General features: G+C 59.5%; 15 protein-coding genes. 7 read left to right on the top strand and 8 right to left on the bottom strand.

Translation table 11 applies throughout. From position 1 onward, the window contains the following. Window positions 1-9: 9 nt before the first annotated feature. The 5 genes from I6E81_RS00280 to I6E81_RS00260 all read right to left on the bottom strand — a co-directional run bounded on the left by I6E81_RS00280 (window position 10) and on the right by I6E81_RS00260 (window position 3,548). Window positions 10-987, bottom strand: coding sequence for a hypothetical protein (locus I6E81_RS00280; RefSeq protein WP_231603825.1), 978 nt, complete (start codon window positions 985-987; stop codon window positions 10-12). Between the two features lie 2 nt (window positions 988-989). After that, the gene (locus I6E81_RS00275) at window positions 990-1,253 is read right to left on the bottom strand and encodes a hypothetical protein (RefSeq protein WP_197105441.1); all 264 of its coding nucleotides are present in this window, start codon (window positions 1,251-1,253) and stop codon (window positions 990-992) included. A 172-nt stretch (window positions 1,254-1,425) separates the two neighbouring features. Further along, on the bottom strand, window positions 1,426-1,992 hold the full coding sequence (locus tag I6E81_RS00270) for a DUF4395 domain-containing protein (protein ID WP_231603824.1): 567 nt from the start codon (window positions 1,990-1,992) through the stop codon (window positions 1,426-1,428). Between the two features lie 69 nt (window positions 1,993-2,061). After that, window positions 2,062-2,517 carry a thioredoxin domain-containing protein gene (locus tag I6E81_RS00265; protein ID WP_197105440.1) on the bottom strand — a complete coding sequence of 152 codons (456 nt, stop codon included), beginning with the start codon at window positions 2,515-2,517 and terminating at the stop codon, window positions 2,062-2,064. A 230-nt stretch (window positions 2,518-2,747) separates the two neighbouring features. Beyond that, window positions 2,748-3,548 carry an SDR family oxidoreductase gene (locus I6E81_RS00260; protein ID WP_197105439.1) on the bottom strand — a complete coding sequence of 267 codons (801 nt, stop codon included), beginning with the start codon at window positions 3,546-3,548 and terminating at the stop codon, window positions 2,748-2,750. A gap of 156 nt (window positions 3,549-3,704) precedes the next feature. Between I6E81_RS00260 and I6E81_RS00255 the strand changes: the two genes are divergently transcribed. Then, entirely contained in the window at window positions 3,705-3,920 is a 216-nt protein-coding gene (locus I6E81_RS00255; RefSeq protein WP_197105438.1) for a hypothetical protein, read from the top strand. A gap of 27 nt (window positions 3,921-3,947) precedes the next feature. Further along, complete coding sequence (locus I6E81_RS00250; RefSeq protein ID WP_197105437.1) at window positions 3,948-4,802, top strand: carbohydrate kinase family protein; 855 nt, start codon at window positions 3,948-3,950, stop codon at window positions 4,800-4,802. Here the strand turns inward: I6E81_RS00250 and I6E81_RS00245 are convergent. The 3 genes from I6E81_RS00245 to I6E81_RS00235 all read right to left on the bottom strand — a co-directional run bounded on the left by I6E81_RS00245 (window position 4,772) and on the right by I6E81_RS00235 (window position 8,130). After that, the gene (locus I6E81_RS00245; protein ID WP_197105436.1) at window positions 4,772-6,070 is read right to left on the bottom strand and encodes an MFS transporter; all 1,299 of its coding nucleotides are present in this window, start codon (window positions 6,068-6,070) and stop codon (window positions 4,772-4,774) included. The genes I6E81_RS00250 and I6E81_RS00245 overlap by 31 nt on opposite strands. Further along, window positions 6,070-6,606: a winged helix-turn-helix domain-containing protein gene (locus tag I6E81_RS00240; RefSeq protein WP_197105435.1), complete on the bottom strand. Its 537-nt coding sequence runs from the start codon at window positions 6,604-6,606 to the stop codon at window positions 6,070-6,072. Before I6E81_RS00240 ends, I6E81_RS00245 begins: the two co-directional genes overlap by 1 nt. 78 nt (window positions 6,607-6,684) lie before the next feature. Then, window positions 6,685-8,130 carry a threonine/serine exporter family protein gene (locus tag I6E81_RS00235; protein ID WP_307784063.1) on the bottom strand — a complete coding sequence of 482 codons (1,446 nt, stop codon included), beginning with the start codon at window positions 8,128-8,130 and terminating at the stop codon, window positions 6,685-6,687. A gap of 201 nt (window positions 8,131-8,331) precedes the next feature. Here I6E81_RS00235 and I6E81_RS00230 point away from each other — a divergent pair, with 201 nt between their 5' ends. From I6E81_RS00230 to I6E81_RS00210, 5 genes are all read left to right on the top strand, one after another. Further along, entirely contained in the window at window positions 8,332-9,282 is a 951-nt protein-coding gene (locus I6E81_RS00230; protein ID WP_197105434.1) for a DUF368 domain-containing protein, read from the top strand. 307 nt (window positions 9,283-9,589) lie between these two features. Continuing rightward, window positions 9,590-10,474 (top strand): toll/interleukin-1 receptor domain-containing protein, encoded by an 885-nt coding sequence (locus tag I6E81_RS00225; RefSeq protein ID WP_197105433.1) that lies wholly within the window; start codon window positions 9,590-9,592, stop codon window positions 10,472-10,474. 392 nt (window positions 10,475-10,866) lie between these two features. After that, a complete protein-coding gene (locus tag I6E81_RS14655) occupies window positions 10,867-10,977 on the top strand; it encodes a hypothetical protein (RefSeq protein WP_368855404.1) in 111 nt (36 codons plus the stop codon). 1,175 nt (window positions 10,978-12,152) lie between these two features. Further along, a complete protein-coding gene (locus I6E81_RS00215; protein ID WP_197105432.1) occupies window positions 12,153-12,740 on the top strand; it encodes a TIR domain-containing protein in 588 nt (195 codons plus the stop codon). Window positions 12,741-12,787: 47 nt separating this feature from the next. Next, window positions 12,788-14,731 (top strand): tetratricopeptide repeat-containing protein, encoded by a 1,944-nt coding sequence (locus I6E81_RS00210; RefSeq protein WP_197105431.1) that lies wholly within the window; start codon window positions 12,788-12,790, stop codon window positions 14,729-14,731. Window positions 14,732-14,899 lie beyond the last annotated feature (168 nt).

Here is a 14,899-nt window from a genome sequence, read left to right as displayed (position 1 = left end):
GGTCGGGGTTTAGGGCGTCTCCGGAACTTCCGGCCCTTCCGGCGGTGCGGCCGGTGCGGGTGCCGATGCATTTCGGTGCCGCCCGGGTTGCGGTTTCTGATGACCCATTTCGCCTCCGATGCGGCCGCCAAACGGCCGACCGTGGTCAGCGTATTCTTCGCGGAAGAACCCGAGACGCCACTCGCCCATTTCCATTCGCGCGCCCGTTCTGAGCGTGCGTGCGCCGGGATCCTGCCCTGTGAGCGGGCGCGATCCGCCACCGACGGCACCGATGGCGTGGAGCACGTACTCATCGTCGTCATCGTGGCGGATTTCGGCGTGGATTGGCTCGAGGCCGGGAAGCTGCAGGTCCGCGGCAGAAGACGATCCAATAGTGGTGACTTCTGATCGCAACTCGAACTCGCGCGGCATTTGGCCGTTCCAGTTTTCGGAGCCGACGACAAAGAACAGTCGAGGTCGCCCCGCACCCGCCGTGTAGTGCGTCGTGGTGATCTGTTTGCGAACAAACCGATCGAAGGTCGGCACCAGCGGCAGCAGCGTGCTTGGCGGAAACTGCATTTCGGATGCCGTCGCCGCGCCCGCATCACGGCGCCGCAGCAGCGGAGCAAGAGCAGCGCGACTCCCCAGCGAAATGTGCGGAGAGCCAGTGAGCACTCGTTGCGCGACGGAAGGCCTGATCGCCCCGACACGAGCGATGAGACCGAGCGGCCCTGAGAGCGCGACGGTAAGCCCGCGGTCCGCCAAGACTTTGGCCACGCTGCGCACGTCTTTGAGCTTCACCGTTCGCGCCTGCAAGAACAGCTCCGGCTTGCTCGAAAATACGGCGATATCCATGCCGTTGGCGTTGATCGTGCCCGTCATTTTTTCTGTCTCGAGCGGTGATGCTGCTGACTCCCCGCTGCCCGGTGACGCGGCATCCGCATCGTCAAGTATTGGTTCGATGAGCGAGAACGCCAGATCGATGTCGAACCTCGTTGAGGTACTCATCGTTACGGGGCGGTCGGTTCGGAGCCGGATCCCTCGCTGGTGGTCACCCGCAGGGTTCCGTTGAGTTTCCAGGTCGCGCGGGGCGCATCTTGGCCAACATCGCGGGGAACTTCGACGGTCATGTCGATGAAGTTGTAGTCGATGACAGCACTGCGACCGGTGAGATAGGACCACATTTCTTTGCCAAGATCTGTCCAGTCTTGGATGTTGTGGGCGTCGGGGCCTAAACCGTTTTCGGCGGCTGCTGGGCTGTTGAGATCAGACATGGTTTCGTCCTTTTCGCTCGCGTTGAGGAATCGGGCAACCATCGTGATCGGTAGCCGCCCACTGTAATGCCACGATAATCGTGTGCCTCAGACGGCGGAAGAGTTGCGGCCCAGGTCACGGCATTCTCACTGGGAAGGACGGCGTGCGGGGCGGATGCTCGCGCTCCCCTAATTACGCTGCGGAGCGACCGCGGCCAACCAGCCCGGCACGCACGAGCAGCACGTAGAGCTGGCATCCAAGGCAGTAGTCGAAGACTGAGTTGAGGAACGCGGCGATGAATGCGAGCCCCGCGAAAATTACGAGAGCGTAGGGCACAGCCGCGAGGTGCAGCACAATCCCGATTACGGTGACGAAGAGGCCAACACCCTGCGAGAACGTAGGCGGGCGTGGGTCTTCGAGGTGGCTGGGCGCGCTGAGGCGCGGACGGATCGCGGCCTTGAAGAAGAGTCCATACGGGTGACGCTGGATGCCAGCGAAAGCGCCCCACGCGAACAGAGCCGTGATGAGGCTCAGGAGAATGAAGGCCGGCTGGCTGGCGCGCTCGGCAAGGGTGGCCGGGAGCGCTGCTGCGGCATCCAATCCGAGGCCGATCACGGTGAGCAGCAGAACGGCGGTGATGCCGGCGCCGAAGCGGGGACCGCGCGGGTCGATTCCGGCCTGGCCCGGCTTGGCTGCAAGAGCTGCTTTGGAGTCGGAGAGTTGCGTCGTTCCGGCGGCGTGGGTGTCATTCGAAGTCATGGGAGTCGCTATCTGTGATGCGCGGGGTGCGGGCGCTGTCTCGGGGTGGACGGGTGCGAAAACTGGTGGTTAGACCAACGCGGGGGCGAGCATCCGGTCCAGTTCGGCACGGACGTCGTTGATCTTGGGGGCTCCGCCGATGCGGGCCTGCAGCACACCGTTGCCATCAAGGATGAACGTGGTCGGAGACTGCAACAGGTTGAACTGGTTGGCGATCTCGGGACGCGAGGTGACATCCACATTGACGTGAACAACGACGCCGGTTCCGTCATCGAACTCGCTGGCAAGGCCGCTCAGCTGAGTGTGGACAGTAGGGCAGATTGCACAGGCTGCGGTGGAGAACTGAACCAGCGTGACGCGACTGCCGAACGGGGCGGCACCGGGAATCGAAATGCGATTCTCTTCGGATGCGGCGGTCGAGGCGTCGGTTCGAGTGTGCTTAATGCGGCCGGTACGAGCACGCCAAACTAGGCCAAGCACAGTGGCGAGAGCCACGAGGCTAAGAAGCACAGTCAGGGTTTCCACAGCGTTCACCTTTCGAGGTTATTGCGAGTTCAGGGCCGTCGCCGTTGTGTGACGCGAAGTTACTGACGCGACGTCGTACGGGGACGGTTGGTTACCAAGAGAACAAGCCGAATAGGGCTCCGGATATTCCACAGGCCGCCAGAAATCTGGCGGCCTGTGGAACGAGCTGTGCTGATCGGGCGCGTCTTGCGGGCTCTGGGAGTCTCGCGAGCCTGATCAGTCGAGCAGCACTAGATGCTGTTGTGGTCCTTTACTGCCGCTTCCATGTCGGCAAGCCCTGGTGCCATGGCGGCATCGACGGCGAGGGGGTTGGATGCGTTGAGTTCCTGCATTCCGCGGCCGTCGGGTGCCGATGCGTTGATCTCGTGCTCGTCTGAGGCAAGTCCGGTCATGACCTGAGCGACGACGTCAGAAACGGGGCGGCGCTCCCAGTCAGCGTTCTGGCTGCTCATCATCTCGGTGTCGGTGGCGCCGGGGTAAACCGTGGCCACGTGCACGCCAGTGCCGTGGAGTTCGCGACGCATCGCTTCACCGAACGCGGCCAGACCAGACTTGGTGGCCGCATAGACGGCGTAGAACGGCATCGCGACAAGGGCGATCTCGCTCGAGATGTTCAGGATGAGGCTTCCGTTGGCTGCACCGCTGGTGCGCAGCTGCGGCAACAGTGCCTGCGTAAGCAGCACCGGTGCGGTGAGGTTGAGGTCGATCATCGCGGTGGCTTCTGCTGCGGTGGACTCTTCGAGTCGTCCGGCACGCACGTTTCCGGCGTTGTTCACGAGAAGGTCGACGGTATCCCACGACTTCACGGCGTCAGCAACGTTCTGCGCGCCATCCGCTTGCCCGAGGTCTTGAACCAGAATTTCGGAGGTTCCACCGGCGTTCTTTACGAGGTCGGCAGTCTCCTGCAGTGTGGCTTCCTTGCGGCCAACGAGCAGCAGGTGTGCACCCTTGGCAGCGAATTCGAGGGCGATAGCCTGACCAATTCCTTGGCCAGCTCCGGTGATGATTCCGCGACGGTTGTTGAGATCCATTGTGGGGATCCTTCCTATTGTGGGGACGGGTCGCGAGGGCGACCCGGAAACAAACTCTCGTTCTGTACCGAACGGTACCATAAACATCTGGCTGCTCTCCGAATAGGTCGGTATTCTGTTCCTCACACAATGACGTGCAGCGGAAAAGAGGAGCTCATGCCTTACTTCACCGTAAATAAAAAAGCCCAGCCCAACTCCGGCGACCACGAAGTTCATGATTTAGCTTCGACTCGGGGCTGCCTGCCTAGCGTCGAGAATCGCACCGATCTCGGCGAGTTCGCCTCGTGCAGTGAGGCCGTGACTGCCGCGAAGAGCCAGTACCCGAAAGTCAACGGCTGCTACTGGTGCGCGATCACCTGCCACACGACCTAACACTGCTCGCGCCAGTACTGTGTGACCATGCCGAACCGCATCCTCATTTCTGGCCCCGTGTCGTGGAACAGCATCGTCTATCTCAATCACTTGCCCGAACCTCGCCCGCACATGCAGTTCGCGCTAGAAGATTTCGAGACTGTCGGCGGCACCTCCGCCGGTAAGGCTCTGCACCTAGCCGGGTTGGGCCGAAGGGTCAGTTGCCTTACTGCGGCGGGTGATGATGCGGCGTCTATCCGGCTACGCGCGGTGTTGGAATCGGCGGGGATTGAGCTGCTGTGCGCCACCGTTCCCGGCGCCAGTGAACGCCATCTGAATCTGATGACGCGGGCCGGTGAGCGAGTGTCGCTCTACCTGTCGACCCCCGCTTTCATCGAGCCGGATGTCGCGCAGTTTCGCGCGCTGGCCGAAGGTGCGGAGGCGCTTGTTATGGACCTATCGGAGACCTCTCGCGCGCTTCTCCCCGAGGCTGTGGCATCGGGTATCCCTATCTGGACTGATCTCCACGATTACGACGGCCGGTCAGATTTTCACGAACCGTTCGTTCAGGCAGCGTCGCACCTCTTCATGAACGCCGATGGGATGCCGGACCCGCTGCCTTTCATGCGCGATCGGGTGAACGCGGGTGCAACGGTGGTCGTGTGCACGCTAGGTGCCGAGGGAGCTATGGCGCTCGACGCCGATGGACTCCACCGAGTGGATGCCGTACCTGCCGAAATCCGCGACACAAACGGTGCCGGTGACGCATTCTTCGCAGGCTTTCTGCACGCAACATTGTCGGGCGCCGACACGGATGGGGCACTCGCTACGGCAGCCTCGCAGGCGGTAGTCGCGCTCGAGTCGAAGCACCTTCATCCGTGCGTTGAGAACGCGCTTGGGTAGTCTTCGATTTTCTTCGCCGAAGCCTGCCCTCGCGGCCATGATTCAGCAAACGCCTTCCACAGCATCGGCAGAAGCAGGGCCGAAATGACCAACAAGACACCGCCGAACACTAGAAAAACAGTCGGCGCATCGGTAGCCGTCGCCAAAAGCCCTGCGAGCCCAGCGCCCACAGGAAGCGCGATACGAGCCAGCACTAGGTAGGTGCTGCTAACACGGCCTAGCATGTGCGGTTCGACGGTGGCCTGCCGGATGGTGATGGTCATCACATTCCACACCGTGACGGCTGCACCGTTGAATGCAAGCAATACCGATGCGAGCCAGAGGTCACGTGTCCAGGTGAGGGCGATGATCGAGACCCCGCTAACGAAAACGGAAATGGCTGCAGCGCCTGGCGCGCCTAGTCCCCGAATGACCTGAATCGCGATGCGTGAACCGGCTAAGGAGCCGACTGCAGCCAGAGCCAGCATGATGCCGAACCCGATCTCGCCAGATTGCAAGTCGCGCAGCGCGTAGATCGCGGCAACTCCCCAAAACGCTCCGGACACTCCTGCCCATACCGCCAAGAGTAAGGACATGACGCTAAGCAGTCGAGAGTGCATCACTACGCGAATCCCCTCGGCCAGCTCCTCGAAGAAATCCCGGAGGCGCCCTCGCCGAAGCACTCGATGCGGCACAGCAGTTTCGGGCGCACCCTCCACTTCGCCCAGCGACACCAACGCAAGGGAAGCGGCAGCCAGCACCAGCACGTTCGCGAGTATCGGCAGTGGTTGAGCCACTGCGAACAGAATCCCGCCCAGCGCCCGCCCGACGAACATCTCGCCGACAATCTGGCCGGATTGCAGGTCAGAGTTCGCGCGTCCCAGATTGTCCGCAGCCACCAACCGGGGAAGGATCGCGTGTGATGCTGGATCCGAAACCGCCTCCCCCACCCCATACAGGAACGCGGCCGCGCACAGCATCGGGATATCGAGCGCCTCAAGGGCTATCGCGACCGCCACGACCGCCAACACGACCGCGCGCCCCGCCTGAGAGAACGCGATCAGCCGTCGCTTCCTTACCCGGTCTACGAAGACTCCGGCAACCTGCCCAAAGAGCAGCGCCGGCACGTACGTGAATACGGTCACCAACGCAATGAGTGTAGGGTTCTCGGTTACTTGAGTCGCCAGCAAGGGCAGTGCGACGAGACGGATGCCGTCGCCCACGTTGGTCGCAGTGACGGCGCCCCAGAAGACCCAGAACGGTCGCCCTTGCTTCTGCCCGCTGGACACTATTCGCTTCTCGTCGGACTGCCTACCGAATAGGTGAATGCGCCGAGCGAGACAATATCTCCGCCGTCGACCTCCAGCTGCCGGATGGATGCCAGTGCACTCTCCAGCAGGGCGACTGCGGCTTCTTTGCCAGCAGCATCCAACCTCACCTGCGAGACGAACAGTCGCTGGGACTGGCTTGCTTCCATCTGCGTTGCCAAGGCCCGGAGCACCGCGGGTCGGGCACCCGGTTCGCTGCCATCAGGATCGCCGGCAATGGACGGTGCCGTGATCCCCCAGAGTTGCTGTCGTCCGCCCCGAACCGTGCGCTCACCAACCTGGCGCACAATGCTGGCATGCTCGAGCACGCGCAAGTGGTAACTAATGCTGCCCTTGTGAAGCCCTAATTCGGTCGCGAGCTCGGCCATAGTCCACTCGCGGTCTCGCAGCAGCCGAAGCATGTCGAGCCTTGCAGCGTTGGCAAGGGCGCGCAGGTCGCCCGTGCCGGATGAATCGTCAGCCGGAACAGAGGCCGTGCCATCTACCGAATTCGTCATCTCATTAGTGTCAACGAGTGTCGACACTAATGTCAAGAAATTGTGGACAAGCCCATTCGCGCGACGGCGAGGGCACCGCTACCGCGGCGTCCGCGACCGCTTCAACGCCGCCATTGCCGCGCGGTCGAACCCGAAGGTACGGCGAGCGACGAATCCGCCGATAGTGGTGCCCGCGGCCAGCCCGAGGCCGGTCGCGAGTGCCATGACCATCGAGGGCAGTGCCTCGCTGACCCCGAACTCGGAGTCCATGAGCGCATAGATACCGCGATACAGCGCGAGACCAGGCAACAGCGCGATGATGCCGACCATGTTGGTGGCGCCTTCTGGCACTTTGAGCCAGCGGTAGAGAAGGTAGCTCACGACGCCGGCCGCTGTTCCGGCAATGGCAGGCGCGAGGCCCGGCGACGACGCCAAGGGCAGCACGAACCAGTAGACGGCGTACACGAGGGCGGCACCCATTGCCATGATCGGCAGCAACCGCATCCGAACATAGGAAGCAAGGGCGAAGCCGACGGCGATGATGGCCGAGCCGACCATTCCCGAGACGACACTGCGGCTGTCCCCCAGCGTGTCACCGATCGCCACCGGGATTCCTAGGCGCAGCGAGATGCTGAGCACGATCGAGATACCAACGGCCAGGCCGAGCGTCATCATGATGACTTCCATGCCGCGAGCCGTGGCGGTGACGTAGTAGCCGCCGATCGCGTCACTCGCCGCCGACGTGAGGCCGACACCGGAAAGCAGCATGATGATTCCGGAGATCACAATCACGGTCGGGCTGTTCGATCCGGGAATATCGATCCCGATCGACCGCAGCCAAAACATGAACACCGCAATGACGCTGATGACGCCGGCAGCGGCCATCTGCGCGAAGAAAGCGGGGACAGACAAACGTTCAAGACGACGCGTCAGTATGTCTGAGAGGGCGGCGGATATTGCAGCCACAAGAACCAGCACAAAGCTGGCACCGAAGATCACAACAACACCTGCCGCGAGTATGCCCTTGCCGGCGGTGACGACCCAGCGTCGGTAGGGATGCGGTGTGGTGAGGATCGCGCCCAGCTGCTCGCGGGTCTCATCCACATCCCCTGGACCGTCGGGCCCGGTGATCACGTCGATGAGCCAGTACACGTTCTGCAGCCGCGTGTAGTCAATGGTGCGCACTTTCACGATGCGCATGATCGACATGGGGTCTTCGTTCATCCCACGGTGTATCGAAACGGTGAGCGACGTGAAGGTGATGTCGACGTGCATCCCGGTGACCCCATAGGCGGTGCTGATGCGCAGCACGGTCGCCACAACGTCAGCGGCGGATGCTCCAGTCGCGAGCATCGCTTCGCCCGCACGCAAACAGAGGTCGATGACCGAGCGCGCGTGACGCTGAGACAGCTGATGTTCGCTCCCCGGCAACGACAAGAGTTGGGTGGGCGCATTGTTGGAGCGCAGGGCTCCCCCGGCCATAGTGATGAGGGATCGACTGATCCGTTGCTGGAATGCGCGAAGTCGATTGTTGCCCGTAGTCACCCCTCTAGGCTACGGGCTGCAACATGGGAATCGGTCCGCGACGGGACCAATATCCACCGCCACCTCAACTAAATCGACTACTCTGCACGATGGTGAAAAAATCCACCGCTCCGGATGCCGCACCCTGCGTTTCAGCTCAGGGCTGGCTCCCCAACAACTACGGCACGCACCACTAGCCACTGAGAAGAAAACGAGTAAGCGATGACCCGAGTTCACCCCGTCATCCGCACTGTCGGTGATGCCTTTCGCGGCATGCTGATCGGCTTCGCTGAGATCGTTCCCGGCGTCAGTGGCGGAACCATCGGCCTCCTCGTCGGCGTCTACGACACGCTCATCGATGGCGCCGGGCACCTCGCCCGGGGTGTGGCGCTCACGATCGCCGACGGCATCCGTGGTCGCGGTTTCTCTCGCGCTGGCGCCCACTTCCGTTCGGTGCGCTGGAATGTCGTGCTGCCCATTGGTATCGGGATGCTCGCCGCCATCGTGATCGGCGCTGCGCTACTCGCTCCCCTGATCGAGCAATACCCCACCGGCACCCGCGCTGTCTCTGCCGGACTCATCGCCGCGTCACTCATCGTGCCCGCCCGCATGGTTGGTGGGCGTTGGACGTTCCCCGAGGTTCTGATCGGCCTCCTGGCCGCCGGTGTCGCTGTTGCGCTCACGGGCTTGCCACGTGGCGGGGATGCGGATCCCACCCTCATCATCGTCTCGCTCGCTGCGGCCCTCGCGGTGTGCGCCCTCGTACTCCCCGGAGTTTCGGGCTCCTACCTGCTGCTGATCCTCGGCATGTATGCGCCGACTCTCGCAGCCGTGAACGACCGCAACTTCGGCTACCTCGGCGCCTTCGCCCTCGGCGCCATCATCGGCCTCGGCCTCTTCGTCTCGGGCCTCCAGTGGCTCCTCAAGAACCGCCGCCGCGTCACCCTCGTCATCATGACGGGCCTCATGCTCGGCTCGCTGCGCGCCCTCTGGCCCTGGCAAACCGAGACCGGCGAAGTACTAGCGCCCGAATCTGACTTCGGAGTCGTGCTGCTTCTCATCGCCATCGGTGCCGCGGTCGTGCTGGGCATCATCGCCGCAGAGGCAGCCCTCACGAAGCGGCGGATGCTCTCGCCCGAGATCGTCGCCGTTCCTGAGCCGCACGACGCGTAGTCCCACGCTCCACCGAGCGGCACCTAACGCCAAAGTAGGTGCCTCGCGAGTTGAATATCACGGCGCCTGATAATCTTTCTAGTCGAGCACCTTCGCTGACACAAAAATTGAACCATAGACTGCCCGCATCTGACATTTGGACAGTGGCTATTCTCCCTTCAACTTCGACAGACGCATGTTCAGTGCCTTAGATTCCGGCGCCCTCCGCCTTTTCCGTCGCGGCAGATCCCAAGCCTCCCGTTTCAAGCTGCAATATGCTCAAATCATGCCTTTGACTCGACGCGAACGTTTTAATCTCAAAAGCCGAATGATCGAGATTGAACGCGAGGACAGCAAATGGACCTTCGAAAGAACGAACCTACTGTTATCTGAATTCGGATATACGCCTCTAGATTGGCGCGACAACCGCGAGGAATTCACATTCGGCGATAGCGTCCGAGAGGCTTCCGATGTCGACCTCATCGAGATGTTCTCCATAATCTCCGGCGCTGACAAAATCGATGTGCAAGCACAACTCGATGCGGCGGAGTCGACGCTCTGGAAGCCGGGATACGTTCGGGTATTCGTGTCACATTCTGCCCTGCATAAGAAGTTCATCGGTGAGGTTGCAAACGAGTTAGCGGTTTCAGGGATCCACGCTTTCGTAGCGCACGACACAATGGAGTATGAACAGTCGTGGCAGGATCAGATCGAACACGGGCTCCGAACCATGCAGGCATTCGTCGCGATCACGCACCCTGAGTTTTTGACTAGTGCGTGGTGCCAGCAAGAAGTCGGCTGGGCGCTCGGTCGCGCCGTTCCAAATTACGTAATCCGATACCCGGATGATCCTGCCGGATTCATAGGGCGGACTCAGTGGCCGCAAGCTACCGATGAGCGATATGGAGACGTCGCCGCACGCATCTTGGAGTGGGTAAGCCGGATGCCAGAGTTCTCAGATCAAATCGCCACTGGCTTACTTTCAGCTCTCCGCGCGGCAGAGAACTATATCGACGCTGGAGCTACGGCCACACGCATTGCAACCGTGAATACCCTTACTCCTCAGCAGTGGAACGAACTCGCTGAGATATATCACACTAACGATCAAGTGGGTGGCGCTGGCCTTGTACGAAAAGCGTTGCAGCCTTTCTACCACTCTCATAAGAAAACATGGCCGCCACCCCAACCCGGCGAGACGAGGATCACTACATAGTTAGAATTCGAGCAGGGCCTCATCTATTACCACTAAACCCAATCGGAAAGTTCGCCGGCTATCTTCCATACCGTTCCGGAATGAAACGCGCGACTTCCTATGGCCCGGCCTCATTGCGGCATCCCTGATCGTTCCAGCCCGCATGGTTGGCGGGCGCTAAACCTTCCTCGAAATCATCGTCGGCTTTCTAACCGTCGACGTAACCGTTGCTCTCACGAGCTTGCCACGACGCGGGGATGTCGAACCTGCGCTGATCGTGGTGTCGCCCGCAGCAGCGTTGGCGGTCTGCGGTCTGCCCCGAACATCGGGCTCTTACCTTCTGCTCGTCCTCGGGGTGTCGGCCCACGCTCGCAGCCGTCAATGACCGCAACTTCGTCTACCTCGACGCATTCATCGTCGGTGCCAGTGTCGGCTTGGACCTCTTCGTCTCGGGCGTCCAATGGCTACTGAAGCACCGCCACCGCATCACCTCCGCACTCATGACGGGCCTCATGCTCAGCTAATTGGGCCGCCCTCTAGCGCGGGCAACCCCGAAACAGGCAGAGTCTTGGCCCCCAAGGGCACCTCGGACTCGTACTGTCATTAATCGCCATTGACATCGCAGTCATACTGGGCATCACCACCACAGAAACAGTCCTCTAGGCGGCGAGAGCTCTCGTCAGAGATCGACATGGATCCTGAGCCGCGCGCCGCGTAGCCCACCGATCGGTTCAAACTATGTTGCGCGCCCACAGCCCAGCGCAAACCTGTCCCAGCCACGACTCTGCTAGATCTCGTTGCCTAGACGACTCCGCGACTGAATTCGGCCAGAATTCTCGACCATCTGATAGCAGATAGAGTCAGACACTGGAAATAAAATCTCGTCCAGTCGCGTACACCGCTGTCAATGCTCCGCAGGAGAGTAAGGCCCGTCCAAGAGCTGATCTCTCATAAGCTCTAAACAGTTCTAACTCAGATTTCGTCAATACCGAAAGCAACTCGCGATTGACCTCTTCTAGATGCCGCCGTCGTTCGACACGGTTCCACCATTGAACTCGCGCTAGTACAGTCTCACATTCCTCAGTGGCGAGAACGTTGTGCGCCGATGGGCGGTCGCGCGTTGCGTTTAGCAAAGGTATCGCAGAACCAAACATCTGCCAGAGAGTACCCAACGCGGTTAGGAGAGCCGCAAGCACGCGAATCTGCTCCATCCAACGCTGATGCCGAACGCGCGCGTTCCTGCCCAATTCAACCGTTGCCGATTCTCCCCAAAACTGCACGGCGAGGAATGTTGTGCATTCGAATGAGTCTCCGCACGGGAATCTGAGAGATGAGTTTAGATCCGTGATGACCTACCGAACGTTGACCCACTAGCAATGCGTTCCAACAAGCTACTAGCAACATGGCTCGCTCCACTTTCGTAAATACCAAAACCATCATCGACGCACGAGCGGAATGAGGATGTTGGCTACTAGATCGAGCTCAGACACCGGCCTCACGGATTCAGACGATCAACTGCGTATCGTCCTCGGGTTCAAGCGCTTGTTGCATGGCTTTCCCCTAATGTCAGTACAACAAGTTAGCTTTAGTCATGAAAGTTTGACTCCCTGATCGCAAGTTTGAAACCCGCAAATACCCCGTTCTATCAAAACTGTTTTGCACTCGCACCGAACCAGCGCACCAAGAGCAGGAATCTGAAATGGCACATAAGGTATATATTTCCTTCAAGACGGAGGACGCAGACTACAAAAATGCGATCCAAGCGTTAGAAAATATCGATTACATCGACAGATCGTTGAATCAACCAGTCAACTCGAATGACGACGACTACATCATGCAGGTAATCCGTTCCGATTACCTTTCCAGCTCCACTGTCACGATCTTCCTTATAGGCCAGCACAGCGCGGAAAGTCTAGGAGCGTACGAGCAACGATTCATCAAGCGCGAGCTTCAAGCCTCCCTCTACGACGGTGCAGGAAACAGCAAGAGCGGAATTCTAGGAATAGTGCTGCCCGGCTTCGAATCCAATGTTTATAGCGGAAAATATTCTTGCTCGGCTTGTGGAGGGACGCACAATTCAGTGTCGATCGGCGACAGCACCGTTGTTTCAGAGTTCAGCTACAACTACTACATTCCCAACAATAAGTGTGCGCATTCTGAGAGTGACCGATACTGTGTGCTGACCTCTTGGGATAAGTTCATAGCTGACCCGGGACTCTGGATTGAACGGGCTTACGCAAAACGTTCCGACCCAATCGCAGCGAAAACCCGAGTTCGGCCGTCCTGAGACCGAGAAGTCGCGCTGGCCTTGACTGACAAACGGAGGACACTACCGTGATCATTGTTTATGCAGGCGTGCAGGCTGATGCGCCTGGGCATGCCACGACTCGGCTCCCGATAGAGAATCATAAAAGCCTTCAGAACAGAGTGCGTGGATTGTTCCAAGCTTTAAAACCGCGATTGGTTGTAGGTGCGCTCGCGTCTGGAAGCGACATTCTCATCGCTGAAGCTGCACTCGCAGAGGGCTGTGAGCTTAATGCCTCTCTACCGTTTGACGTTCAAACGTTTCGGAGCAACAGCGTCACCCCTTCAGGTAACGCTTGGGAACAGCGGTTTGACCGAATCACGGGTAGCTCTAACGTCTATGTGAGCGTGGGAACTGCAGACCCCAAGCAAACGGATATCTATCGCCAACATAATTCTGAGCTCTTGAACCACGCTGCCTCGCTGGCAAAGCCAGGCGAACGGATCTGGACGATAGTAATCAGGCCGACGCCTGATGAAGGGCAGCCTAGTGTCACTGATGATTTTGCGGCAAAGGCGACCGCACACCAACGCCTTCTCATAGACCTAAACCCAACGGTGTCTAAAAATCGGGCCTTCGTAGCTATGGGATACGGGGAGAAATTTGATCCGACCCAACGCATCACATATGACCTTGACTCCATCTTTCATCGGGTCTACCAGCCAGTTCTCGAAACCCTGAATCTCAATTGGACGAGAGCTGATCTCGAGATTGACAGCGGGATCATTCACATTGGCATGATCGAAAACCTCGCGAACAGCGACCTCGTAATTGCAGACCTTTCAACCCTAAATTTCAACGTCGCGTACGAACTCGGTGTACGCCACGCACTCGCTCCGCATTCCACGGTTCTCGTGAATCCGCAAATCTCCGGGACACACAGCTCTCCCCCATTCGACGTCAATTTTATTCGAAGCGTAACGTTCGAGCGTGACGTAGAGCTCACCGACGAGCAAGCCGAGTTCGCCATAAGACGTTTACTGCCGGTGGCCTCCGAAGCAGTCCTAAACTCGTCGCAAGACAGTCCGGTATATACATGGTTCGATTTGGACGACGTTCCGCGTCCACACATACAAAGGAGCGAGATTGCGCCGGCATTGGCGCGAGAACTTGAAGTTCGTCAGATAGTGAACTCCGCCCTGCTCTCGTCGGATACTGAGCCAATGTTGTCGGCAGCGGCCGCGGTTGCTGACGCGAACGATTTGAAAGTCGAGACTCGAAAGGGGCTAAGACTCCAACTCGCGAGTGCTCTTATCGACGAAACGGCATACAGCGAAGCAGCGGAATTGCTCGAATTGGAGCCAGAGGATGCTGAGGCTCCGCTACATCGTGTTTGGTTGCAAAAACTGATCATGGCTTACCGGAGGATGGCTGAGAACGAAGGAGACCCCGTTCGCGCGGACGAGCTCTTCGATCGGGCCGAGCATCACATCCATATCGCCATAAATTCGCACAGCTGCGACTCAGAAACTTTCGGCATTTACGGGGGATTCCTCAAACGAAAACTCACCCGCGAGCACACCGAGATCGGCCCCGTAGCTGCGAAAGCTCTTTTTCAGAGCATGAGAACGCAATACCAGATAGGTTTCGAAAGAGAGCCTTCCTTTTACACCGGCGTCAATCTCACGATGGCGACTCGCTTAGAGATGAGACTTACCGATACACACGTCGATGACCTCAAACATGTATTCAAAGAAAGCCTAATTGTTTCGAAATTTCTCGCCCGCCATGCAATGAAAGAAAGCCCACGAGATTTTTGGGCGGCAGCAAGTCACGCAGAACTGCTTCTGCACGAAGCCCTCGAGTCTGGAGCCGCGCTAAACGACGCCACAAGCGCATACGCTAGCGCACGGCTAATTGCCCGCCCTGACCACGTTCGTTCGGCAGTGCATCAACTCGATTTCATGGCCAAGTGGGGCGATCCGCTCGATTCTGTGGAGGCAGCAAAGTCCGCGCTGCTCGGAACTTCCTAGTGCTTGAGAGGGAACTATGACGCAAGCTTCATTCCAGAAATTCGCTCCGAGAGTTCTCGTTCACCGCTAAGCAATAGAAACTGCACGTCGGCCTGGCAACGATGAGCGGGTCGGCCCGCTGAATATTTAGACGTTCAGTATCGCTGCCATCACGCGATCCGCGCGTAC

Origin of the sequence: Salinibacterium sp. NG22 (genome assembly GCF_015864925.1) — a bacterium.
Classification (GTDB): Bacteria; Actinomycetota; Actinomycetes; order Actinomycetales; family Microbacteriaceae; genus Rhodoglobus.
Note: the sequence above shows the minus strand (reverse complement) of the source record. Positions and strands in the feature narration are given on the sequence as shown.

Excerpts from the sequence above, each read along its gene's own strand:
- I6E81_RS00280 (WP_231603825.1), bottom strand. The coding sequence starts at position 987 with ATGAGTACCTCAACGAGGTTCGACATCGATCTGGCGTTCTCGCTCATC.
- I6E81_RS00275 (WP_197105441.1), bottom strand. The coding sequence starts at position 1,253 with ATGTCTGATCTCAACAGCCCAGCAGCCGCCGAAAACGGTTTAGGCCCC.
- I6E81_RS00270 (WP_231603824.1), bottom strand. The coding sequence starts at position 1,992 with ATGACTTCGAATGACACCCACGCCGCCGGAACGACGCAACTCTCCGAC.
- I6E81_RS00260 (WP_197105439.1), bottom strand. The coding sequence starts at position 3,548 with ATGGATCTCAACAACCGTCGCGGAATCATCACCGGAGCTGGCCAAGGA.
- I6E81_RS00255 (WP_197105438.1), top strand. The coding sequence starts at position 3,705 with ATGCCTTACTTCACCGTAAATAAAAAAGCCCAGCCCAACTCCGGCGAC.
- I6E81_RS00250 (WP_197105437.1), top strand. The coding sequence starts at position 3,948 with ATGCCGAACCGCATCCTCATTTCTGGCCCCGTGTCGTGGAACAGCATC.
- I6E81_RS00240 (WP_197105435.1), bottom strand. The coding sequence starts at position 6,606 with ATGACGAATTCGGTAGATGGCACGGCCTCTGTTCCGGCTGACGATTCA.
- I6E81_RS00230 (WP_197105434.1), top strand. The coding sequence starts at position 8,332 with ATGACCCGAGTTCACCCCGTCATCCGCACTGTCGGTGATGCCTTTCGC.
- I6E81_RS00225 (WP_197105433.1), top strand. The coding sequence starts at position 9,590 with ATGATCGAGATTGAACGCGAGGACAGCAAATGGACCTTCGAAAGAACG.
- I6E81_RS00215 (WP_197105432.1), top strand. The coding sequence starts at position 12,153 with ATGGCACATAAGGTATATATTTCCTTCAAGACGGAGGACGCAGACTAC.